The 21,446-nt window shown below is 67.2% G+C and carries 21 protein-coding genes and 1 pseudogene; 8 read left to right on the forward strand and 14 right to left on the reverse strand.

Annotated features, from left to right (window positions below; all coding sequences use genetic code 11):
- Positions 1-10: 10 nt before the first annotated feature.
- Positions 11-592 (reverse strand): TetR/AcrR family transcriptional regulator, encoded by a 582-nt coding sequence (locus ACIG5A_RS02920; protein WP_397237028.1) that lies wholly within the window; start codon positions 590-592, stop codon positions 11-13.
- Positions 593-771: 179 nt separating this feature from the next.
- Here ACIG5A_RS02920 and ACIG5A_RS02925 point away from each other — a divergent pair, with 179 nt between their 5' ends.
- A complete protein-coding gene (locus ACIG5A_RS02925) occupies positions 772-2,838 on the forward strand; it encodes an alkyl/aryl-sulfatase (protein WP_397237030.1) in 2,067 nt (688 codons plus the stop codon).
- A gap of 3 nt (positions 2,839-2,841) precedes the next feature.
- Here the strand turns inward: ACIG5A_RS02925 and ACIG5A_RS02930 are convergent, their stop codons facing one another.
- Positions 2,842-3,594, reverse strand: coding sequence for an SDR family oxidoreductase (locus ACIG5A_RS02930; RefSeq protein WP_397237032.1), 753 nt, complete (start codon positions 3,592-3,594; stop codon positions 2,842-2,844).
- A gap of 270 nt (positions 3,595-3,864) precedes the next feature.
- Here ACIG5A_RS02930 and ACIG5A_RS02935 point away from each other — a divergent pair, with 270 nt between their 5' ends.
- Positions 3,865-4,980: a hypothetical protein gene (locus tag ACIG5A_RS02935; RefSeq protein WP_397237034.1), complete on the forward strand. Its 1,116-nt coding sequence runs from the start codon at positions 3,865-3,867 to the stop codon at positions 4,978-4,980.
- Positions 4,981-5,070: 90 nt separating this feature from the next.
- A complete protein-coding gene (locus ACIG5A_RS02940) occupies positions 5,071-5,877 on the forward strand; it encodes a M15 family metallopeptidase (RefSeq protein WP_397237036.1) in 807 nt (268 codons plus the stop codon).
- A 12-nt stretch (positions 5,878-5,889) separates the two neighbouring features.
- On the opposite strand, the gene ACIG5A_RS02945 is transcribed toward ACIG5A_RS02940, so the two are convergent.
- Complete coding sequence (locus ACIG5A_RS02945; RefSeq protein ID WP_397237038.1) at positions 5,890-6,492, reverse strand: TetR family transcriptional regulator; 603 nt, start codon at positions 6,490-6,492, stop codon at positions 5,890-5,892.
- Between the two features lie 123 nt (positions 6,493-6,615).
- Here ACIG5A_RS02945 and ACIG5A_RS02950 point away from each other — a divergent pair, with 123 nt between their 5' ends.
- A complete protein-coding gene (locus ACIG5A_RS02950; RefSeq protein WP_397237040.1) occupies positions 6,616-8,391 on the forward strand; it encodes an AMP-dependent synthetase/ligase in 1,776 nt (591 codons plus the stop codon).
- Here ACIG5A_RS02950 and ACIG5A_RS02955 read toward each other — a convergent pair whose 3' ends face one another.
- Genes ACIG5A_RS02955 through ACIG5A_RS02970 form a run of 4 tightly spaced genes read right to left on the reverse strand, consistent with a single transcriptional unit; the run spans position 8,392 to position 13,852 of the window.
- The gene (locus tag ACIG5A_RS02955) at positions 8,392-9,462 is read right to left on the reverse strand and encodes a polyprenyl synthetase family protein (protein ID WP_397237042.1); all 1,071 of its coding nucleotides are present in this window, start codon (positions 9,460-9,462) and stop codon (positions 8,392-8,394) included.
- Entirely contained in the window at positions 9,462-10,583 is a 1,122-nt protein-coding gene (gene ispG, locus ACIG5A_RS02960) for a flavodoxin-dependent (E)-4-hydroxy-3-methylbut-2-enyl-diphosphate synthase (RefSeq protein ID WP_397237044.1), read from the reverse strand. The genes ACIG5A_RS02955 and ispG overlap by 1 nt, the downstream gene beginning before the upstream one ends.
- The gene (locus ACIG5A_RS02965; protein WP_397237046.1) at positions 10,580-12,826 is read right to left on the reverse strand and encodes a germacradienol/geosmin synthase; all 2,247 of its coding nucleotides are present in this window, start codon (positions 12,824-12,826) and stop codon (positions 10,580-10,582) included. The genes ispG and ACIG5A_RS02965 overlap by 4 nt, the downstream gene beginning before the upstream one ends.
- Before the next feature lie 9 nt (positions 12,827-12,835).
- The gene (locus tag ACIG5A_RS02970) at positions 12,836-13,852 is read right to left on the reverse strand and encodes a polyprenyl synthetase family protein (RefSeq protein WP_397237048.1); all 1,017 of its coding nucleotides are present in this window, start codon (positions 13,850-13,852) and stop codon (positions 12,836-12,838) included.
- 472 nt (positions 13,853-14,324) lie between these two features.
- Here ACIG5A_RS02970 and ACIG5A_RS02975 point away from each other — a divergent pair, with 472 nt between their 5' ends.
- Together ACIG5A_RS02975 and ACIG5A_RS02980 are read left to right on the forward strand one after the other, a co-directional pair.
- Positions 14,325-14,657: a hypothetical protein gene (locus ACIG5A_RS02975; RefSeq protein WP_397237050.1), complete on the forward strand. Its 333-nt coding sequence runs from the start codon at positions 14,325-14,327 to the stop codon at positions 14,655-14,657.
- Position 14,658: 1 nt separating this feature from the next.
- Complete coding sequence (locus tag ACIG5A_RS02980) at positions 14,659-15,510, forward strand: tyrosinase family protein (protein ID WP_397237052.1); 852 nt, start codon at positions 14,659-14,661, stop codon at positions 15,508-15,510.
- 20 nt (positions 15,511-15,530) lie between these two features.
- Here the strand turns inward: ACIG5A_RS02980 and ACIG5A_RS02985 are convergent, their stop codons facing one another.
- Positions 15,531-16,316: a transporter substrate-binding domain-containing protein gene (locus tag ACIG5A_RS02985; RefSeq protein ID WP_397237054.1), complete on the reverse strand. Its 786-nt coding sequence runs from the start codon at positions 16,314-16,316 to the stop codon at positions 15,531-15,533.
- A 14-nt stretch (positions 16,317-16,330) separates the two neighbouring features.
- The gene (locus tag ACIG5A_RS02990; protein ID WP_397237056.1) at positions 16,331-17,575 is read right to left on the reverse strand and encodes an MFS transporter; all 1,245 of its coding nucleotides are present in this window, start codon (positions 17,573-17,575) and stop codon (positions 16,331-16,333) included.
- Between the two features lie 75 nt (positions 17,576-17,650).
- Between ACIG5A_RS02990 and ACIG5A_RS02995 the strand changes: the two genes are divergently transcribed.
- Positions 17,651-18,079, forward strand: a complete 429-nt coding sequence (locus ACIG5A_RS02995; protein ID WP_397237058.1) for a hypothetical protein — start codon at positions 17,651-17,653, stop codon at positions 18,077-18,079.
- Between the two features lies 1 nt (position 18,080).
- Here ACIG5A_RS02995 and ACIG5A_RS03000 read toward each other — a convergent pair whose 3' ends face one another.
- The 3 genes from ACIG5A_RS03000 to ACIG5A_RS03010 all read right to left on the reverse strand — a co-directional run bounded on the left by ACIG5A_RS03000 (position 18,081) and on the right by ACIG5A_RS03010 (position 20,009).
- Positions 18,081-18,212: a hypothetical protein gene (locus ACIG5A_RS03000; RefSeq protein WP_397237060.1), complete on the reverse strand. Its 132-nt coding sequence runs from the start codon at positions 18,210-18,212 to the stop codon at positions 18,081-18,083.
- Complete coding sequence (locus ACIG5A_RS03005) at positions 18,209-19,555, reverse strand: OFA family MFS transporter (protein WP_397237062.1); 1,347 nt, start codon at positions 19,553-19,555, stop codon at positions 18,209-18,211. The genes ACIG5A_RS03000 and ACIG5A_RS03005 overlap by 4 nt, the downstream gene beginning before the upstream one ends.
- A 121-nt stretch (positions 19,556-19,676) precedes the next feature.
- Positions 19,677-20,009: an MmcQ/YjbR family DNA-binding protein gene (locus ACIG5A_RS03010; RefSeq protein WP_397237064.1), complete on the reverse strand. Its 333-nt coding sequence runs from the start codon at positions 20,007-20,009 to the stop codon at positions 19,677-19,679.
- 145 nt (positions 20,010-20,154) lie between these two features.
- Here ACIG5A_RS03010 and ACIG5A_RS03015 point away from each other — a divergent pair, with 145 nt between their 5' ends.
- Positions 20,155-20,550, forward strand: a complete 396-nt coding sequence (locus ACIG5A_RS03015; RefSeq protein WP_397237066.1) for a type II toxin-antitoxin system VapC family toxin — start codon at positions 20,155-20,157, stop codon at positions 20,548-20,550.
- 211 nt (positions 20,551-20,761) lie between these two features.
- Here the strand turns inward: ACIG5A_RS03015 and ACIG5A_RS03020 are convergent, their stop codons facing one another.
- Positions 20,762-21,193, reverse strand: coding sequence for a hypothetical protein (locus tag ACIG5A_RS03020; RefSeq protein ID WP_397237068.1), 432 nt, complete (start codon positions 21,191-21,193; stop codon positions 20,762-20,764).
- A 141-nt stretch (positions 21,194-21,334) separates the two neighbouring features.
- Positions 21,335-21,436 (reverse strand): annotated as a pseudogene (locus ACIG5A_RS03025) (NAD(P)-binding protein); the annotation flags it as partial.
- Between the last annotated feature and the right edge of the window lie 10 nt (positions 21,437-21,446).

A 21,446-nucleotide genomic window follows, 5' to 3' on the forward strand; every position in this document is an offset into this window, starting at 1 on the left:
TGCTACGGCCTCAGCCCAGCAGCGCCAGTAGCCCGCGCCGGACCGCGGCCGAGGCGTCGGCCCTGGACAGGCCGCGGCGCTCGACGAGATGGTGGCGCAGCGCCCACCCTGCGGTGGCATCGACGAGATCGAGCAGCTCGGCGTCGATTTCGCCGCCGCTGCCGAGCTCCCGTTCGAAGGTCGCGGCCAGGCTGTCGCGAATACGCTTGTCGGTCAATCGCATTCGCGCGTCGACGCCGGGCACCGACTGTGATTCGAGGAAGCCGAGCACCCGTGGATTGCGCTGCCTGTCGAAGATCGCCTCGCTCTGCTCGACTACCGCGTCCACCCGCCGCGCCAGCGGTAGCGCCGGATCGGGTCGCGCGATGAGCGCCTCGACCCGATCGGACTGCACCTCGGTCGCCGCGACGCGCAGATCGTCGCGGCCGGGGAAGTGCACGAAGATGCTGCGTTCGGAGACCCCGGCGCGCGCGGCGATGCTCTTGGTCGTCGGGTTGTAGTCCCCGCCCTTCAGCAACTCCAGCAGCGCGTCGATGATCGCGCCCCTGGTCTGTTCGGGGTTGCGTCGACGCCGGGCGGCACCGTCAGTCATCTCTGCCTCCGATCATCTCTGTATCCGATCACAGCGGTTCGCGGGCGGTGCCGAGCCGCCTCGGCGGGTCGGTCCGTGGGAGGCGCGCATCACCACGCTATTGCAGCGTGACTGCAATAGCGTGTTAGAGTGTGCCGATAGCCAATATTTTGCTATTGGATCGGAACAGGAGACCGCTGATGGCCGGTGATGAGCGCGGGAACGACGACGGTGCGAATCGTGGGCAGCGAGGGCGCGGCATCTCGCGGCGCGGCGTCTTCGGTGCGGGCGCGGCGGCATTGGCGGTGGCGGGTGTCGGCGCCGGACTCACCGCGTGCGGCGATTCCGATGACGTGCGTCCCTCGGCCACGCAGACCGACCCGAGCGAGCGGATCGCCGAGGCCAACAAGCAGGCGGTCGCGAAGCTGCCGTTCGGCGACACCGCCGATTTCGCCGACGCCGATCGCGGGTTCATCGCCGCGCCGGAGTCGGGTGTGGTCAAGGACGGCACCGGGAAGGTGGTGTGGGACAACGACTCCTACGACTTCCTGCGCGAACCGTGCCCGCTGTCGGTGCACCCGGGTCTGTGGCGGCAAGCCCAGCTCACGGTGAAGCAGGGCCTCTACGAGATCGCGCCGGGCTTCTATCAGATCCGTGGGCTCGATCTGTCGAATATGACGCTGATCGAAGGGGATTCGGGCGTCGTCGTCATCGACCCGCTCATCTCGACCGAGACCGCGGCCGCCGGGCTCGCGCTCTATCGCGCCCATCGCGGCAATCGGCCGGTTACCGGGTTGATCTACTCGCATTCCCATATCGACCATTTCGGCGGCGCGCTGGGCGTCACCACCCGCGAGGACGTCGCGGCGGGCCGCTGCCCGGTGCTCGCACCCGCCGGATTTCTCGAGCACGCGGTGTCGGAGAACATCTACGCGGGCACCGCGATGGCGCGCCGGGCCGCCTACATGTACGGCGCCGCGCTGCCACGCGGCCCTAAGGGGCAGGTGAGCGCGGGACTCGGCCAGACGACCTCGATCGGCACCACGACGCTGCTCGCGCCGACCCGCGACATCACCCACACCGCGCAGGAGGAGACGATCGACGGTGTGCGGATGGTGTTCCAGCTGACGCCGGGTACCGAGGCGCCCTCGGAGATGAACTTCTACTTCCCGGACCGCCGCATCCTGTGCATGGCCGAGAACGCGACGCACACCATGCACAATCTGCTCACGCTGCGCGGTGCGCTGGTGCGCGATCCGCACATGTGGTCGAAATACCTGACCGAGTCGATCAACCTGTACGCGCGCAACGCCGATCTGGTGTTCTCCTCGCATCATTGGCCGACCTGGGGCACCGACAAGATCGTCGAATATCTGTCGGCACAGCGCGATATGTACGCCTACCTCAATGATCAGACGCTGCGGTTGCTGAACAAGGGTTACGTCGGCGCCGAGATCGCCGAGATGATCGAGCTACCGCCGCAGCTCACGAAAAACTGGTCGACCCATGGCTATTACGGGTCGGTCAGCCACAACGTCAAGGCGATCTACCAGCGCTACATGGGCTGGTTCGACGGCAATCCCGCACACCTGTGGGAGCATCCGCCGGTCGAATCCGCCAAGCGCCACGTCGACGCGATGGGCGGTGCGAGCGAGGTGCTGAAGAAGGCGCGAAAGGCCTACGACGCGGCCGATTACCGGTGGGTCGCGCAGATGGTGAACTACGTCGTCTTCGCCGATCCGAACAACGAAGCGGCAAAAGATCTGCAGGCCAGCGCCTTCGAGCAGCTGGCCTACGGCGCCGAGAACGCCACCTGGCGCAACTTCTACCTCAGCGGCGCCTACGAGCTGCGCAATGGTGCGTTCGGCACACCGACACAGTCGTCGTCGAAGAGCCTGCTCGGCGCGCTCACCGTCGAGCAGGCCTTCGACGCCATGGCCCTGTTCATCAACGGGCCCAAGGCATGGGACGCCAAGGCCGTCACCGATTGGCGCTTCCGCGACGAGGACAATCGCGTCCACCGCGCCGAGCTACGCAACGGCACGCTGATCCACTACGACCGTCGGCCCGACGACGGGCTGCCCGCGCCCGACGCCACGGTCACGCTGACCCGTGGCGCGCTGATCGGCACCGTGCTGGCCGGTGGCGATATCAAAACCGCGATGCAGCAGGGCGACATCACCATTGATGGCAATGCCGCCGTGCTGCTGACGCTGAAATCGCTGATCGACAAACCGGATCCGAATTTCGCGATCGTCACCCCGTAGCGGTCAGGCCGGGTAGCGCTGGTCCAGCCACTCGTCGAAGGTCGGGCCCGCGATGATCGCCGCCGGCCCTGGCAGCAGCGCGCCATCGGCCTGCTGCTCGTGATTCGGGTCGGTGGTGTCGAGGATCTCCTCGACCCGAGCCGGATTGCCCCGGCGCGCAGCCACTTTCGCCGCAGCGGCGGCGAGGTTCAGCTCCTCCGGTCCCGCGACCTCGATCAGATCGGGTGCGGTGTCCGCCACGATCAGCTCCGCCAGCCGCTCCGCCACGGTGCGGGCGGCGACGAGCTGGGTGCGCGTGCGCGGCACGTAGGCCACGTCGTCGCGGGTGGTCCACTCCAGCATCATCTCGGTGAATTCGTGGAACTGGGCGGCGCGCAGGACCCGCACCGGCACCGGACCCTCGCGGTAGGCCAATTCGTGCGCCACCTTTCCGGCGTAGTGGCCCGCGGTGAACCTGTCGGTGCCGATGATCGACACCACCGCGATCCGCCGCACGCCCGCGGCGGCCGCGTCGCGCTGCACAGTGTGCGCGATGGTGCGGAAGTAGTCCGTCACCGCGTCCGTGTCGGTGGTCGACGCGTTCACCGCGTCCACCACCGCGTCCACCCCGGCCAGCGCCTGCGCCAGACCGTCGCCGGTGTAGACGTCGACGCCGCCGGAGCGGGTGATCGCCACGACCTCATGGCCCTGATTCTTCAGCACGTCGATCACCTCGCGGCCGATCCGACCACTGGCCCCGATTACCGCAATCCGCATCGTTCCTCCACATCCTCGACAGGTCGATGAAGAGACGACGCCGCGTGGCCGAGTGTGACAATTGGCCGCGTCCAGTGTCCTCCGGGTAGTCGCGATCCGCCGAGCGTAGTCAGTTGGCCCTCAATTATGGCGTGTCGTACGGCCATTCGACCGTATTCGACGAAACGGCCGGGTGTGACGATGTGCGGAATGCGACCTGGCCGACAATGCGGTAGTTACACTGGCGAACAACAGCATTCGGCAACGGTGTAGCGACTGAGGAGTGCGGATATGGGGGACATTCGCCTGGATGCCGGGATCGAGCTCGCCGAGCGCATCGAGCGGCTCGATCGGGCCGGTGCGTTGTTTCCGTTGCCGGGGGTCGCGCCGGGGGATCGGGATCGGCGGGCGCGGGGGTTCGCGTTGCTGTTGCGGAATGTGCGGTTCGAGTTGCTGCGGCAGCGGGAGTATGCGGCGCTCGATCGCTTGCTCGAGCGGATGGCCGCGCGGGCCCGCGTTATCGGTGACCATGATCTTGCCGAGTTGGCGCGGTTGCTGTTGCGGCACAACCGCTGGCTGACCGGACGGTTCGAGCACACCGACGATCTGCTGGCCGGTGCGGCGAGTTCGGGCACCTGGGCCGCGCTGGACGACGTGTTCAGTAGCTTCTACGCGAATACGCTCGGCTGGTTCTCCGAGTCGATGCGCAGGTTGCGCCGGGTCGAGCAGGCCAGCGCGGCGCAGCGGCGGGCCGCCGAATTCTTCGTCGGGCTCGATCTGCGCCTGGCGTGTGCGGCATGGAAATTCTGGAATCGCGGCGAGCTCAGCGATTACGCGGGCATGCACACCGATTCCGGCTTCCTCGACGACGTCTGTGGCAGGCGCTATCCCGGTGCGGGACAGTCGCGGGCGCAGCTGCTCCTCGCCGCCGGGACCTTCTATCTGCATCACCGCAATTACGCGCTGGCCGACCGCTATCTGACCGGCAGCTTCGAGGCATCGAGCGGCACGGGCAGCAGGTTGTATCCGCGGATCGCCTCGGCCCTCGCGCTGTGCAGGCACCACCAGGGCGACGCACCCGCCAGCGCCGCGTATTTCACGGCGGCCAGCGCCGGACTGCCCGAACATTTCGGCCCGACCGGGTGGCAGCTGCGGTTGGTGGCCTATCAGCGGATGCTCGGCGACACCGAGGGCGCGCTGGGCCACGCCCGCCGGATCCGCGCCGAGACCGAGGCCAAACACGAAGTGGTGCACAACATCTGGGCGCGCATCTACGAACTGGATCTGCTGAACGAACTGCACACGTCCTCGGTGGCGGCGTGGCGGCTGCTCGACGAGGCGGCGAGCAGGCAGATGAGCCGCGCCTGCGCCTTTATCGTCGAGCGCCAGCGGCTCGCGCCTGCCTGACGCTGCGGCCGAGCTCGACATCCTACGAATCGCGCTGGGTTGCGATAGCTTTCGTCTGAGTTCGGGCACGTCGAGATCGCGAGGAGAACCATGAAGTCTGTTCCGTTGTTTCGGCGCATCGGCTGTCTGGCGTCGGCGTTGGCGGTGGTGATGGCGATGGCCGCGTGCGGGAATGAATCGGCCGGGAAGCAGGCGCCGCCACCGCCGCCCGTGGCCGATGAGTCGGCGTTCGTGTCGATCACCGATATCGCGCCGACCATCCTCGTCGAGGCGCGCTACTACGGTGACCACAACTTCATGGGCACCAGGGTCAACGGGTACGAGGCGCCCAAATGCCTGCTGACCCGCCAGGCCGCCGAGGCGCTTGCCAAGGTGCAGCAGGAACTGCAGCCGATGAACCTCACGCTGAAGACCTACGACTGTTACCGCCCGCAGCGCGCCGTCGACCACTTCGTCACCTGGGCAAAGGATCTCGGCGATGTGAAGATGAAGAAGGAGTTCTATCCGTCCGTCGACAAGGCGAACCTGTTCCGGGACGGCTACATCGCCGAGAAGTCGGGTCACAGCCGGGGCAGCACACTGGATCTCGCGATCGTCGCCATCCCCACCGCCGTCCCCGAGCCGTACCGGGACGGCGACCCGCTGCGCGAATGCACACTGCCCGCCGATCAGCGCTACCGCGACAACATCCTCGACTTCGGCACCGGCTACGACTGTTTCGATCCGCTGGCCAATACCGCCAACCCTGTCGTCGGCGGCACCCAGCGCGGCCTGCGCGCCCTGCTGGTCGACCTGATGGACGAATACGGCTTCAAGAACCTCGCCGAAGAATGGTGGCACTTCACCCTGCGCCAAGAACCCTTCCCCGACCACTATTTCGACTTCCCGGTGCGCTAGTGGCCGCCGACGTCAGATGAGCATGGCCCGGACGAGCTGCCCGAACGATCGCGCGGTCTGCTCCGGTGGTGCCGAGGGTTGGATCATGTGGCTGAACAGCAGCCGGACAAGGCTTTCCGCGACGAAGGCCAGGTCGATGTCGTCTCGGATCAGGCCGGTCCAATGTTGTTGCGCGAAGGCGATGTTGAGCTGGGTGGCGGCCGCGACGAACGGTGCGGAGCGGGTCGTCACCAGCGAGAGCATCTCGTCGGCAGTGCCGGGCTGCGCGTTGAGCACCGCATGGGCCAGCGGGTCGTCGGCGATGGTGCTGAGCGCGAATTCGGTGACCGCGGTGACCGCGGCGACCGGATCGTCGGTGTGCTCGGCCAGCCGTGCGGCCGCGCCCTCCAGATAGCGGGAGGTGTTGCGCCAGGCCACCGCCTCGAGTACGCCGTTCTTGGATTCGAATTCGTTGAAGACCGTCCGCCTGCTGACGCCTGCCCGGTCGGCGATATCGGCCATGCGGACACTGCTCCACTCGGTACTGCTCGCCAACTCGGTTGCGGCCCCGAGGATTCGCTCGCGCACCAGTTCCCGCGTCGCCGCGCGCACCGAAGTGCCTCGACTGCTATTCACCGTCGACATTCTTCCTTGCCGTCGCCGCTGACATCGGATGGCCGATCGCCAAATTTGCACTCTATCGGCCCAAGAGTGCACTATGAGCACGATCACGTCAATCAAGTGCAGAGGACCAGGGTGATGAGCGATACTTTCGCCGCGCATGCTTCGTCGATGTGCGCCGCGTTCCAGGCCACGGTTGCCCGGAATCCGGACAAGGTCGCGGTGCGCACCCTGCGTGATCGCGAGACCATGACCTTCGGTGCGTGGGACAAGCGGGTGCGCGCGCTGGCCGCCGGATTCGCCGCGCTCGGCGTCTCCCACGGCGACACCGTCGCGCTGGTCATGGCCAACCGGCCCGAGTTCTACCCGATCGACGTGGCGCTGCAGCATCTCGGCGCGGCGCCGTTCTCGCTCTACAACACCTCCTCGCCCGAGCAGATCCGCTATCTGCTGACCGATTCCGGTGCGAAAGTCGTTGTCTGCGAGGAGCAGTACGCGGCGAAGATCATCGCCAGCGCCGGTGACAGTGCGGTGAGCGCCGTCGTATGCATCGACGGAAACCCCAGTGGCACCGTCGCGATCGATGACGTTGTCGCCCAGGGCGATCCCGACTTCGACTTCGAATCCGCCTGGCGCGCTGTGCGATCCGACGACGTGCTGACGCTGATCTACACCTCGGGCACCACCGGCGACCCGAAGGGCGTGCAGCTCACCCACGCCAACGTCCTCGCCATGGTCGACGCCACCGAGCGGCTGGTCGACGCGGACGACAAGGATCGGATGGTCTCGTTCCTGCCGTCGGCGCATATCGCCGACCGCTGGTCCGCGCTCTACGCGCTGGAGGTGATCGGCGATCAGGTGACCACGGTCGCCGACCGCGCCGACTTCCTGGCCACCCTCGTCGACGTGCGCCCGACCATCCTCGGCGCGGTGCCGCAGGTATGGCAGAAGCTCAAGGCGGGCATCGAGCAGCAGGTTGCCGACGCGTCGGGCCTGAAGGCGACGCTCGCGCAGTGGGCGCTCGGCGTCGGCCGCGCGGCCTCCGACGCCAGGCTGGACGGCAAGCCGGTTGCCGCGGCGCTGCGGATCCAGGAGCGCGTCGCCGACGCACTGGTGCTGTCCAAGCTGCGCGCCGCGATCGGGCTGGACGGCGTCCGGTTCGCCATGTCCGGCGCCGCGCCGGTCTCGCCGGATGTGCTGCGCTTCTTCAACGGTGTCGGCGTCCCCGTCTCCGATGCCTGGGGCATGTCGGAGCTGTCCGGCATGGCCACCATGAGCCCGCCGGGACAGGTCCGCCTCGGCACCGTCGGACTCATCGTGCCCGGCAACGAGATTCGCATCGCCGAGGACGGCGAGGTGCTGGTGCGCGGGCCGATCGTGATGAAGGGGTACCGCAACAAGCCGGAGAAGACCGCCGAGGCCATCGACGCCGACGGCTGGGTGCACAGCGGCGATATCGGCGAACTCGACGCCGACGGCTACCTGAAGATCGTCGACCGCAAGAAGGAACTGATCATCAACGCGGGCGGCAAGAACATGTCGCCGTCGAACATCGAGAACTGGGTCAAGGCCTTCTCCCCGTTGATCGGCCAGGCCGTCGCCATCGGCGACAACCGCAAGTACAACGTCGCGCTGATCTCGCTCGATCCGGACACCGCCGCCGCGTATGCCGAAAAGTCCGGCGTCGCAGCCGATCCCGCCGTGCTGGCGAAGGATCCGGGGATCCACGCGCAGATCGAACGCGCCGTCGAGCAGGCCAACGCCAAACTGTCGCGGATCGAGCAGATCAAGAAGTTCACCATCGTGCCCGACTTCTGGGAGCCGGGCACCGAGGTGCTCACCCCGACCATGAAGCTGCGCCGCAAGCCCATCAACGAGCGCTACGCCGCGGCCATCGAAGAGCTCTACGGCTGATCAGCGGGACCGGGCGACCGCCGCGGCGGCCACGTCGCGCAGCGCCTCGACGACCGAGGCGGGGAACGGGGCGTGATCCAGCGCGAGCATGGCCTGCTGCCAGCGGGTGCGTATCATCTCCTCGACCCTCGGTTCGGCTGTGCCGGTGAGGATTTCGCGGCAGGTGGCGGCCTGGTCGGCGTCGAGTTCCGGATTGCCGAGCAGCGTGCGCAGCTGAGTCGTTTCGGCCGTGCTCGCGTGTTGCAGCGCGAGGGCGACCAGGGCGGTGTGTTTGCCCTCGCGCAGATCCTCGAGATTGGATTTACCGGTCTCGATCGGGTCGCCGTATACCCCGAGCAGATCATCGCGCAGCTGGAAAGCCTCGCCGAGCGGGCGGGCATAGGCCGACAGCGCCGCGCGGACATCGGGGCGCGCGTCGGCGAGCGCGGCGCCGAGATGCAGCGGACGTTCGCAGGTGTAGGAGACGGTCTTGAAGCGGATGATCTCCAGCGCCCTGTCGAGATCACTGGTCGGATACGCGGTGGTGAGCAGGTCCAGGTACTGGCCGTACATCACGTCGGCGCGCATCGCATCGATCACGGTGAGCGCCGACGTGAGCTGGGCGGCGCTCAGCCGCGCGGTGTGCAGCAGTTCGGCCGACCAGACCATCGCCAGATCGCCGAGGATGATCGCGGCGCTGCTGCCGAACCGGTCCGGATCGGGACGTTCCCGATGCCGCACGGCCAGCGCGCGGTGCACGGTGGGGTGATCGCGGCGGGTCTCGCTGGCGTCGATGATGTCGTCGTGGATCAGCACCGAGGCGTGGAACATTTCCAGCGACGCCGCGGTCCGCACGACCGGCGACGGCACCTCGGGATCGCCGTCGGCGGCCAGCCAGCCGAGCACGCACAGCAGCGGGCGAATCCGCTTGCCGCCGGCGAAAAGAAAAGCGTGCAGGGTGGCGGTGACCTCCTCGGGCAGCCGAAGTTCGCTGTCCGAACCGGATTTCGCCTGCCAGAACTGTTCGAGTGCCAGGTCGACCTGGGCGCGGATCGCCGCAAGATCCACCGGCCGTGCGTGCGCGATGGTCATCAGTTCCCTTCCGCCGGTATCTGATTCAGGTGTTCGGTCAGCGATAGCGCCTCGTCGAGCAGCGTGTCGACGATCAGGTGCTCGGGCACGGTCCTGATGACCTGTCCCTTGACGAAGATCTGCCCCTTGCCGTTGCCGGAGGAGACGCCGAGATCGGCCTCGCGCGCCTCGCCCGGCCCGTTGACGACGCAGCCCATGACCGCGATGCGCAGTGGATGCGGGAACCCCTCGAACGCCGCTTCCACCTGCTCGGCCAGCCGATGAATATCCACCTGGACCCGGCCGCATCCCGGGCACGACACGATCTCGAGTTTGCGCGGGCGCAGCCCGAGCGACTGCAGGATGTGACATCCGGCCTTCACCTGGTCGACCGGCGGCGCGGAGATCGAGACGCGAATGGTGTCGCCGATCCCGTCGGCCAGTAGCAGCGCGAAGGCCACCGCCGATTTCACGGTGCCCTGGAACATCGGCCCCGCCTCGGTGACGCCGAGGTGCAGCGGATAGTCGCAGCGGCGCGCGAGCAGCCGGTTGGCGGCCACCATGACGAGCGGATCATGGTGTTTGACAGCGATTTTCAGGTCGGTGAAGCCATGCTCCTCGAACAGCGACGCCTCCCACAGCGCGGATTCGACCAGAGCCGCCGGTGTCGCCGACCCGTACTTGTCTAGTAGTCGGCGGTCCAGGGACCCGGCGTTGACGCCGATGCGGATCGGGATGCCCGCGGCGCCCGCCGCCGCGGCGATCTCGCGGACGCGTCCGTCGAACTCCTTGATATTGCCCGGATTCACCCGCACGGCGGCACAGCCCGCGTCGATGGCGGCGAAGATGTAGCGGGGCTGGAAGTGGATGTCGGCGATCACCGGCAGCGGTGAGCGGGCGACGATCGCGGCCAGCGCGCCCGCGTCCTCGGGTGTCGGCACCGCGACCCGGACGATATCGCAGCCCGCCGCGGTCACCTCGGCGATCTGGCGCAGTGTGGCATCGACATCGGCGGTGCGGGTGGTCGTCATGGTCTGCACGGAGATCGGCGCGCCGCCGCCGACCGGGACGCCGCCGATATTCAGCCTGCGGGTCCGGTGCCCGGCCGGTGCGGTGGGCAGTCCGAGATCGGTGAGGGTCATCGTGGCCTCGCAACGGTCCGGTAGGTGAGAACCTCGTCGATCCTGGCGGCACCGGTGCCGAGGCCCGTCGGACGAGCTAGCACCGATCGCGGGATCGGCTCCGGTGCGGGCGCACCGAAGCGTGCCAGCAACCGTTCCTCCGGATAGCGCCCGGATTCGGTGTGCCAGTGCAGGATTCCCGCCATCCAGTCGCGCAGCTCATCGGCTCGCCGGTCCAGGACCGCGCGGGCTTCATCGTCGAGCTCGTATTCCTGATAGAGCACCGGCAATCCGCTGGTGACAATGCGATCGAACTGCTGGATCCGCGCCGTCATCAGATCGTTGACCATCCCCACCGCCGCGTCGCGGTCGCAGTCGAAGAAGTTCTGCAGCACCCGGACCGCGTTGTGGAAGCAGCCCTCGAACTGAAGCTCCTTCTGATAGGAGAACAGATCGTTGAGCATGGTGGCGTAGTCGCTCGCGGTGTGCTCCATATCCAGGACGGGGCGTGCCTGATACACCTGCGGCGGAACAAGATTGCCGTGCGAGAGCCTGGACAGGGTCATCGTCAGGCCGGAGCCGAAGGTGTCGCGGCGCATCTCCACGTAGTCGACCGGGTCCGGGATGCGGCCGGTGATGTCGTTGGCAACTTCCCATTCGAGGCTCGCCAGGAAATCCGTGATGGCAGCACGGAATTCGCGCCGCTGTTCGACACCGAATACGGCGATGACGCGGCCCCACAGGTCGGCGAGGCCGCGTTCCATCGCGTTGGTCACCGGTGGTGTCGTGGTGTCCGCCGGGAACCCGTCGCCCAGCGGCATGAGTTCCTGGAATCGTTTCCCCTGGAGCTTGGCGCCGGCGATATCCCCGCGGCCGCCGAACACTTGCGGGTAGTAGTCGTCGACGTAGGTACCCCAGGTCAGCCAGTCGGCCGACAGGTCGAGCTGGTCCTGGGTGGCGTCCGGATCCAGGCCCGCCGAGCACAGCGCGAAGTCGAACTCCCGCAGGTCGTCCGGGCTCCACAGCGCCTTGCCGAGCTCGGGCACCAGGTCGTGCATGCCCATCTGCTCGGCCCAGCCCAGCAGGTTCGCGCGTGCGTCGTCCACCAGCGGATTCACCCGGAGCGGATACGGCATGAAGATCTCCGGCAGCGGTGTCGGCCCGACCTGTTCGATCCGTGGACGCAGAAAACTCTTCATCCGGTCAGGTCCGAATATGGCGGTAAGCGAGGCGACAGCACTGCCGAGGCCCGTGGGCTTGAATCCGTTGTGCCCCTTGTTCATATAGCGGCTCGATCGCATATGCCATTCGTGGCCACCGGATTGCCAGTCCTGCAGGCCTTTCGCGTACGCCGCCACCGCGGCCTGCTCTTTCGGGCCTATCGCGAATTCGGCGAACAGCAGCGGCAATTCGGTGAGCGCGGTGTGCTCGAACTGGTGCAGTCGCGAGGTCAGCAGATCGTTGACGACATCGGCGGCGCGCTGGGTGTCGTAGCCGAAGAACCGCTCGAGCACCAGGATGCCGTTGGCGTTCTCGCCCTCCTGCTGCACCTCGCGCTGATAGGAGAAGATGTCGTTGCGCAGGTGCACGGCGTCGGCGAAGGTGTCGCGCAACACCTTCAGCGGCCTGGTCGCGGCCAGCCCGGTGGGCACCTCGGCGCCGACCGCGTGCTCGACCAGATTCGCCGACCACGGCGCGCCGCCGACCTTGCGCCGCATCTCGATGTACTCGATCGGATTCGCGATGCGGCCCTCGGCGATATTGGCCAGCTCCCAGCGCGATTCCTCCAGCAGCGCACGGGTTGTCGCGGCGAAGCGGCGGCGCCAATCCACCGACATCGACGGCACGGTGCGCAGCCACAGATCGGCGAGACCGCGCTCGACCGGATTGGTCGGCTCCGGCATGGGGGCGCCCTCGATCGGCATGAACTGCGGTAGCCGATCGAGATATGCCTTGGCGCCCACCGTATCTCGCGTGCGTTTATACAATTCGAGGAAGTGGTCGTCGAAATAGAACACCCAGGTGTACCAGTCGGTGACGAGATTCAGCTCCTGGCTGTCGCACTCCGGGTGGGTATAGGCGCAGAGCAAGCCGTAATCGTGACTGGCCAGCTCGGCCGCGTCCCAAATATGTTTACCCTCTTGGTCTTCGAAGAAGCCCATCGCGGCGGCCCAGCGCGCGGCGTGTGCGCGGGCCTGATCGACATGGGGGTTCAGCCGCGCCGGATACGGCATGTAGAAATCGGGAAGTTCGAAGGGCTGCACGTCATCTCCTCACTTGTCCCTGCGGGAAGCCAGATGGGCCAGCGCCACCAGGTCCTCGGCCGCGATCGGATCGGATAGCGCCGCGATCGCCTCGCGCACCCGCTGTTCGGCGTGCTGCTGGGTCCACTGCCTGCCACCCGCCGATTCGACCAGCGCCGCGGCGCGCGCGGCATCCACCGAGGCGGTCCGGTACATGGTGGCCAGCTCGCGTGCCGCGCTGGTGCCGGAGTCCAGCGCCGCGACGACCGGCAGCGACATGTGCCGGTGGGTCAGATCGTCGGCGGGTTTGCCGGTGACCGCGGGATCACCCCAGATGCCCATCAGGTCGTCCACGAACTGGAAGGCCATGCCGAGCTCGCGCCCGAAGGTATCCATCGCCGCGACGGTGGCCACGTCCGCCTTGGCGCACAGCGCGCCGAGTGCGCAGGCACAGCCCATCAGCGAGCCGGTCTTGCCCATGGCCATGCGCGCGTAATCGGCGACGTGGGCGCGCCTGCCGTTGCCGAACAGGCAGTCCTCGTGCTGGCCGCGGCACATCTCGATGACCGCGCGCTCGAGCCTGGCCACCGCCGAGGTCGCGATATGCGTGGGCAGATCCGTGACGAGCACGCGCACCGCCAGCGCGTGCAGCGCGTCGCCGAGCAGCATCGCGTCGGCGGTGCCCCATACCGTCCACACCGTCGGCCTGCCGCGCCTTGCCCGGTCGGCATCCATGATGTCGTCGTGCAGCAGCGTGAAATTGTGCACCAATTCCACTGCGGCAGCGGCGGATAGCGCGGTGTGCGGGGCCGCGCCGCAGGCAACCGCGGCGCAGACGGTCAAGGCGGGGCGCAATGACTTGCCGGAGGCGGCGAGGGTGGGTGCGCCCGTGACGTCCCACCAGCCGAAATGGTAACCGCCCATGAGGCAGAGCGGATCGGGCAGCGAGGTCACGGCCTCGCGGAGCAGTGGATCGCACATCTGGCGAACACTGGTCAGGATTTCATCGGCCCGGCGCCGTGAGGACGCCGGAGAGAGCTCGACCATCGGTGTGCACACACCTTCCGTTGTCGCCGCGCGGGCGCATGAAAGCACCGGCGGGCAGCGGGAAACGCCTCGGTCAATCTGCTCGGCGCGCAGCCGGAACGTTGTCGAGCACACTTCGCGTGTGAGTATCCGTTTGGACTGGCATTTCGATGGTCATGCGTGGTCCTCACCTCGAGATGGAAAGATCACCCAGCCGGTGGCCGCACCGGCGAAAACACATCATTCGTCCGAATTAACTTATGCGACAGTGCATTCCAGACGTCATAGATCGTAGGCCGCGAAACGCGGGGAGCACAGCGGAATGTCGAAGATCACGCGCGTCGATTTGGCTGTCGAACGCTTCGGATGGTTACGACACGGATTCGATCGCGAGAACACCCGGCCGCGCCGCGCGGGGCGAGTATCGCGGCGCGCGGAACCCGAGTGGTCGACTACTCGTGTGACGGCCCGCCGCGGCTGTGACGATCGTGCCATGGGGGTTATCGAATTCCAGTACAAGGGCAAAACAATCGTGGTGCGCCGCGCGGATCCGCATGCGTCGGTCAGCGTAGACGGGCGCGAATTCGCTTGTCACCACCACCCCGGCGCGGGTGATAACGGGCTGGCCATGTGGATGTGCGACGAGGCCTACTTCGCCGCACCCGACATCAAGGATCTGGCACGGCATTTCGCTGATTACGGATACCTGTTCGACGATCCGAACCGGATCGTCGTCGACAGCGACGGCATGGTGGTCCGCCCGGCCGCCGGGCACGAGGGACAGCACGGGCACGAAGGACAGCACGGGCACGGGGGAGGGCACTGACATGGGCTGCCGAAAGAATCTGACCAGTTTGACCGCCGCCGAGCGCAAGGCGTTCACCAACGCCGTCAATCAGCTGAAGGCCGACGGCGGCTACGACTTCTACGTCGAACAGCATCGCGGTGCGATGGGGCACGGACACGGCGGTCCCGCGTTCTTCCCGTGGCATCGGGAGTACCTGCTGCGGTTCGAACAGGACCTGCAGGCGATCGACCCGAATGTCACTGTGCCTTACTGGGATTGGACGAGAAGCAATCTGAACCCGGCGGCCACCGAGAGCTGGATCTGGCGCGCGGACCTGATGGGCGGGCCGGGTCAGGCCGACACCGGTGAGGTGAAGGACGGTCCGTTCGCCGGCTGGGGCCTGATCCGCAACTCTTTCAACCGCTTCGGCTTCCCCGGGACCGGCGGCGATATCGCTGCCTCCATGGCGAGCCCGCACTACACCACCTTCCGGCGGATCGAGAACCCGCACGGCGCCGCGCACGTCTGGGTGGGTGGTTTCGTCGGCAATCCGGTGATCGCACCGCGCGATCCGGTGTTCTGGCTCATCCACGCCAACGTGGACCGGCTGTGGTCGCAATGGCTGAAACGGCATCACGATGTCCCCGGATTCCAGCCGTTCCTGCCGCTGAGTGGCGGCCCGACCGGCCACAACCTGCGGGACACGATGTGGCCGTGGAACGGGACGGCGGAGCCGTTCGGCCTGCAGCCGTGGACCGTCGCGCCCGAACTCGTCCGGCCCGCCGACCTGACCGACCATCGCGCGCTCGGCTACCGCTACGCCGGCATCGACGCGGAATGCACCAGGCCCGTCGGCTTGCGGATCACCGAGCGCACGGACCGGCAGCGGTAAGGGCTCAGCCGATTCGATGATCAGCCGATCCACTCCCGCACCAGCTGTTCGGTTCTGCCGCTGCGGATCTGGGTTTCCAGCCAGAGATTCACCACGGTGTTGAACAGCGCGTCGCCACGGGGCAGCAGATACGCCTTGGTGAACGAGTCGAACGGCTGGTCGGGGTGCAGGACCTGCAAGGTCGGATGGGTGCGCTGACGGTAGCGGCCCTCCACCGAATCGGTGACGAACACGTCGGCGTTGCCGAGTTCGATCTGGTCGTAGATGGTCATGTTGTCCGGCCACAGGGTGAGTTCGGCGGCCGGGAAGTTGGCGCGGGCGAACGCCTCGTTGGTGCCGCCGCGATTGACGATGACCCGCACGCCGGGCTGATTGATCTGTGCCACAGTCGAATAGGCGTCGCCGTCGGCGCGGCGGGTGACCGGCGTCTTGCCGTCGACGGAGGTGGGCACCGAGAAGTCGGCGATGCGGCGCCTGGCCGCGGTGTCGGAGATGCCGCCGACGCCGATATCGCACTGCGCGGCGAAATCGTCCATGAGCGTGCCCCAGGTCGTCGGAATCCACTGCGGTGTCACATGCAGCGCCGCGGCGAGATCGGCGGCGAGGGTGATGTCGACGCCGACATAGCGGTCGTTCTCGCGCACGGTGTACGGCGGATAGTCGCCGGTCGTGCACACTCGCAGCACACCTGCCTGCTGTACCGTCAACAATCGTGAATCCTGTGCTGTCGCAACCGATTCGGTGGGGATGAGCCAGCCGATCGTCAACAAGACCGTGACCGTCAGGTACCGGAGCAATCTGTGCATCCGAACACGCTAGATCATCGCAGGGCACGGGGCAGTGCGAGGGCGACCACGATTGTCGCAAGGATGCCAGTGGCGCCCGCCGCGATGAGTGTGGTCGGGGCGTCGGTGGCGTCGAGGAGCAGGCCGCCGCCGACGTAGGAGGTCGCGGCGGCGATGCCGATCGCGCCGTAGAGGTTTCCGAAGACGCGCCCGAGCAGGCCCTCGGGGACGCGGCGTTGCAGGATCGTGTTGGTGGCGACGTCCATGCCCGCGATGCCGAGGCCGCGCACGGCCTGCACGGTGAACGCCGCGGCCACCGACCAGGCCAGGCCGGTGAGCAGGTTGCCCGCGCTGCTGACGAAGAAGCCGCCGATGAGGAGCGCGGGCATCGACAGTCTGGTCGCGGTGCGGCCGAGCAGGGCGTAGCCGAGCAGCAGGCCGATGCCGACCGCGCCGAGCAGCAGCCCGACCGACGAATCACTGGAGCGCAGTGTGTCTTTGGCCAGCAGTACGAGGGCGACGTCGTCGACGCCGTTACAGGCGACGACCGCGCAGAAGCCGAGCGAGATGATGCGGATCGCCGGTGTGCGCACAATGTAGCCGAGGCCGGTCTTCGCCTGGGCCAGCAGCGAACTCGGCTCCGCGTCGTCACGGGCCTGCGGCATCGTGGCGGTCGCGAGGAGTACGAACGCGGACAGCAGGAACGAGGCGGCGTCGACGAGCAGCACGCCCCTGATTCCCAGGAAGGGCAGCAGTGCCGCGGCCAGCAGCGGGCCGAACGCCTCGGCCGCGTTGGCGCCGAAACCGATGGCGGAGTTGGCGGTTTCGAGATCCTTGCCGTCCACCATCGCCGGAATCGCCGAGCGGGAGGCGGGCATGAAGATATTCGAGGCGATCGAGCGCGCGGCGACCAGCGCGAGCAGCAGCGGCAGCGGTGGTAGCGACAGCGCGATCAGCAGAACCAGCGCGCACTGGGCGAGTTCGCAGGCGATCATCACCCGCTTGCGGTCGAATCGGTCGCTGATCGCGCCGGTGAGCGGACTGAGCAGCGACGGTACGAAATCGCCGACGAGCAGCAGCAGCGCCACCGCCAGGCCCTGGCCGGTGGTGTTCGCGACATGCAGCATCAACGCGACGAGGCTCAGCGAGTCACCGGCGTAGGAGACGATCCGCGCGGTGAACAGCGCACCGAGTGGGCGATTGCCGCGCAGCAGGCGCCATGCCCCGACGGTGCCGTCGCGCACCGAGGCTGGGCTCGGCTGATCATTCGAGTCTGGCATCGATCACCTCGGGTCTGCGCGCTGACCGTACGATATTGCTTGCTCCGCACGTCCACCTGTCCAGGAGGTAGCACGATGAGCAGAATCTTCTTTCGCACCCTCGCCTGCGGGGCGGCAGTGGCCGCCACCGCCGCACTTGGCGCGCCGTCGGCGTATGCCGAGGTCACCGGCGTCAGCGTCGCCGTCGGACCCGACGGGTTGTTGACCGGCTGCAACTACACCGTCACCGCCACGGTCACCGATCCGGTGGTACCGCCCGGCACGGTGTTCTTCTACCTCAGCGGCGGCGTCATCCCGGGCAACGGTGAACGGATTCCCGGTGAGGCGGTGCACCATCCGGAGAACAACACGGTCACCGCCACTTGGACGCCGAATCGCGTCGGCGCGCAGAACCTGGTCGCCATTCAGTCCGTGCCCGGCCAGTACACGTCGTCGAAGTACATCTCCGTCGAGGTCGTCGGCGCGGGCCTCAACACCGGAAGTTCCTGCCCGCGGGTCGGCTAGCTCACTGAAAGAGCTTGAGCAGGTTGACGATCAGGCGGTAGACACCATAGGCGAACGGCGTCGCGACCCAGAGCCACGCGAAGATCAGGAGCGGGATGCGGCGCGACGGCGCGGCGCCTGCTTGGTCGGTCACGCTGTGCCTTTCCGATGGTGTTTCGCCGCTACCGGGCGGATCAGCTCGTTGGCCACGAAGGCGACGCAGAGCAGGGTGATCATGATGGCGAAGGAGGCGCCGTAGAGCTCGGGGCCCGACTTACCGTGGCGCGCACCGGAATCCGCGATCGCGTTGACGATGAGCGGGCCCGCGACGCCCGCGACCGACCAGGCCGTGAGCAGTCGGCCGTGGATCGCGCCGACCTGGAAGGTGCCGAACAGATCCTTCAAATACGCGGGGATCGTGGCGAATCCGCCGCCGTAGAACGACAGGATCACCATGGCGCCGATGATGAACAGCAGCTTGCTGGTCTGCCCGACCGACCACACCAGCGCGTAGGCGAGCGCGCCGACGCCGAGGTAGATCCGGTAGACGTTCTTGCGGCCGATCAGGTCCGACAGCGATGACCAGCCGATCCGCCCCGCCATATTGGCCGCGGACAGCACCGCGACGAAACCCGCCGCCGCGGTGACCGATACCGGCGTCGAGGTCTGCTTGAAGTAGTCGATCACCATCGGCGCGGCCTTCTCCAGGATGCCGATGCCCGCGGTGACGTTGAAGCACAACACGATCCACAGCAGCCAGAACTGCGGTGTGCGGATCGCGTCGTTGGCGGCGACATCGTGGTCGCTCACCAGCTTCGAACCGTTCGCCTGCGGTGTCCAGCCCGCAGGGCGCCACCCCGGCGGCGGTACCCGCACCAGCAGTATGCCGACCGACATGAACACCGCGTAGGTCAGGCCCATCACCAGGAATGTCTGCGAGATTCCCGTGTGGTCCTTGCCGAAGCGCGAGAGCAGTTCGGTGGTCCACGGTGAGGCGATGAGCGCGCCGCCGCCGAAGCCCATGATCGCGAAACCTGTTGCCATGCCGGGCCGGTCGGGGAACCAGCGGATCAGGGTGGACACCGGTGAGATGTAGCCGATGCCGAGCCCGATGCCGCCGACGAATCCGTAGCCGAGGACGATGAGCCAGTAGGCATTCGTAGCGGCGCCGAGGGCCGAGATCAACAGGCCCGAGCAGAAGCACGTGAGCGAGACGGTCATCGCCCACCGGGGGCCGCGCCGCTCGACGAAGGTGCCGCCGAACGCCGCGGACAGGCCGAGCATGACGATCGCCAGCTGGAACGGCAGCGCGCTGCCGGTGCCCGAGATGTGCATCGCCTTTTCCAGCGGCGGCTTGAATACGCTCCACGCGTAGGCCTGCCCGATGGCCAGGTGGATCGATAGCGCGGCGGGCGGTACCAGCCAGCGGCTCCAGCCCGGTGGTGCGATGACGCGGGAATACCCAGGGGTGGCGCCGACATCGGCTACTGCGGTCATGCGGTGATCTCCAGTTTCTAACTTGTGGTGATCATGCCGCACCGGTGGCGATCGCACGAGCCGATCGCCGCGTGTGGTTCGCTGAGCGAACCATCGGGGTTGCCGCCCGCGACAACGGCTTTCACACGCTGTCGCGCAGGAACTTCGGCACGACCATCCGCCAGGCATCGATCACCAGCTCGCGCATCTCGCGCGCGTCGAGCTCGCTCATCCGGCACTCGACCCAGTTGTACCGCAGATCCGACTGCCGGGGCAGCTGAAACTTCTCCGGCTCCGCGGCCACCAGCGCGGCCCGCTCCGCCTTCGGGAACGCGAACCCCATCACCGATTCATCCCGGGAGAACGCCAGGTACACGATTCGACCGACCCGAAACTTGATCCGATCCGCCACGACCACCTCATATGACCGTGGCAGCGGCCCCACCACCGCCCGCACGTCCGCAACGCTGACCATCCGCCGATGATCCCATCGCCCACCGACACCATTACCGGGCGATCCGGTCGCGCTGGTGCAGTTCGTATTCGACTTGGCCGTGCCCGGTCCGCGCGCGAGTCGCATAGAGTCGGCTCGGTGGTGCCATCGAGGTGAGGAGTGTGGGATGACTCGGTTCGTTGTCGACCTGAGCGCGGTGCTGCATCTCGCGGAGACGGAGCGGGCAGTCGCCGCCGCGCACCAGCTGCTCGCACCGACCCTGCTTCGGTCCCAGACCCTCTCGGCCCTGCATGAAGCGGTCCAGCGCGGCGACCTGCCTGCCGATATCGCGCGCGAGCGTCTGGCCCGGATCGGCCACATGCCCATCCGTCTGCTCGGCGACGCCGTGCTCCGTCGCCGGGCCTGGGAGGTGGCCGATCAATTGGACTGGCCCTCGACCTACCGAGCAGAGTATGTGGCCCTGACCCAACTACAGGCAGACAAGCTGATAACCATGGACCCCGAGCTCGCACCTGCTCTGCAAGGCATCATCCCGATCGGTTCAGTCGACGAACTGTACTGATGCCGCGCTCGACGGATGAGCTCGGCACGGCCACACCACCGACCCGGGCGTGCCATTCGACCATTCCAGGCTTGCGTGGGATTGCTGGGACCTGGACCCATCCGGAACATACCGACCCGCTCATCCGAAAGTTTCTCGACGGACTCGAGCAGTAGGTAGCCGGGTCCGGCAGTGCCACCCGACCCGTTACCGTGCAACAGTTTCGACGTGGCTACCCGAAGCTGCCGGTCTTCGGCTTGCCGATCACGTCGACCGTGATCACTTCGGTGAACGAGGCATTGCCGTCCCTGCCGTCGCCGCCGGCGGGGCGGTCGAAGGCGCAGGCGCCCGCCACGCGCATCTTCCCGGCGGGCAGCCCGCCGTTGCCCAGCGAGGACTGGACCATCTTGCCGTCGGCGATGGCGAACGATGTGGGGTTGTTGCCGCCGAAGATCTCACCGGTATCGCTGTTGATCACCCAGCAGAACCCGCCGTCGTTCGGGTTGCGGAACTTGGCCGACACCGTGCCGGGCACCGAGAAGACTTCCTCCATGATCGGCGGAGCGAGCGACGGTGCTGCGGTAGCGGTGGCGCCCGAGGCGAGGGTTGCCGCCAGCACGGGCAGTGCTGCCGACGCGAGAACAGATAGGGGTCGATTGATCACCCTCGCGATCCTCCCATGCCCGATCGTGCGCGCCGATTCCTGGGTCACTCGAGCGGATGGAACTGGGAATCAACATGATTCAGGTAATCAAGGCCACCTCTCGCTGTGCTCAGCGATTCCGGCCCTCCGTGACCCGGTCCCTGTGGGTGCGCGCTCGACGACGGTGACGGAAAAGCCGTGCCTGGTGAGCCGATACGCCAGCACCGGACCGGCGACGCTGGCGCCGGAGACGAGAATTCGCATGAACGGCTTC

It is taken from the genome of Nocardia sp. NPDC052566 (assembly GCF_044547285.1).
Lineage (GTDB): Bacteria > Actinomycetota > Actinomycetes > Mycobacteriales > Mycobacteriaceae > Nocardia.

Bases quoted from the DNA above. Each gene is read 5' to 3' on its own strand.
- ACIG5A_RS02950 (WP_397237040.1), top strand. From the start codon at position 6,616: ATGAGCGATACTTTCGCCGCGCATGCTTCGTCGATGTGCGCCGCGTTC.
- ACIG5A_RS03015 (WP_397237066.1), top strand. From the start codon at position 20,155: ATGACTCGGTTCGTTGTCGACCTGAGCGCGGTGCTGCATCTCGCGGAG.
- ACIG5A_RS02940 (WP_397237036.1), top strand. From the start codon at position 5,071: ATGAAGTCTGTTCCGTTGTTTCGGCGCATCGGCTGTCTGGCGTCGGCG.
- ispG (WP_397237044.1), bottom strand. From the start codon at position 10,583: ATGACCCTCACCGATCTCGGACTGCCCACCGCACCGGCCGGGCACCGG.
- ACIG5A_RS02980 (WP_397237052.1), top strand. From the start codon at position 14,659: ATGGGCTGCCGAAAGAATCTGACCAGTTTGACCGCCGCCGAGCGCAAG.
- ACIG5A_RS03010 (WP_397237064.1), bottom strand. From the start codon at position 20,009: ATGGTCAGCGTTGCGGACGTGCGGGCGGTGGTGGGGCCGCTGCCACGG.
- ACIG5A_RS03005 (WP_397237062.1), bottom strand. From the start codon at position 19,555: ATGACCGCAGTAGCCGATGTCGGCGCCACCCCTGGGTATTCCCGCGTC.
- ACIG5A_RS02920 (WP_397237028.1), bottom strand. From the start codon at position 592: ATGACTGACGGTGCCGCCCGGCGTCGACGCAACCCCGAACAGACCAGG.
- ACIG5A_RS02930 (WP_397237032.1), bottom strand. From the start codon at position 3,594: ATGCGGATTGCGGTAATCGGGGCCAGTGGTCGGATCGGCCGCGAGGTG.
- ACIG5A_RS02970 (WP_397237048.1), bottom strand. From the start codon at position 13,852: ATGGTCGAGCTCTCTCCGGCGTCCTCACGGCGCCGGGCCGATGAAATC.
- ACIG5A_RS02935 (WP_397237034.1), top strand. From the start codon at position 3,865: ATGGGGGACATTCGCCTGGATGCCGGGATCGAGCTCGCCGAGCGCATC.
- ACIG5A_RS02990 (WP_397237056.1), bottom strand. From the start codon at position 17,575: ATGCCAGACTCGAATGATCAGCCGAGCCCAGCCTCGGTGCGCGACGGC.
- ACIG5A_RS02925 (WP_397237030.1), top strand. From the start codon at position 772: ATGGCCGGTGATGAGCGCGGGAACGACGACGGTGCGAATCGTGGGCAG.
- ACIG5A_RS02975 (WP_397237050.1), top strand. From the start codon at position 14,325: ATGGGGGTTATCGAATTCCAGTACAAGGGCAAAACAATCGTGGTGCGC.
- ACIG5A_RS02955 (WP_397237042.1), bottom strand. From the start codon at position 9,462: ATGACCATCGCGCACGCACGGCCGGTGGATCTTGCGGCGATCCGCGCC.
- ACIG5A_RS02995 (WP_397237058.1), top strand. From the start codon at position 17,651: ATGAGCAGAATCTTCTTTCGCACCCTCGCCTGCGGGGCGGCAGTGGCC.
- ACIG5A_RS02985 (WP_397237054.1), bottom strand. From the start codon at position 16,316: ATGCACAGATTGCTCCGGTACCTGACGGTCACGGTCTTGTTGACGATC.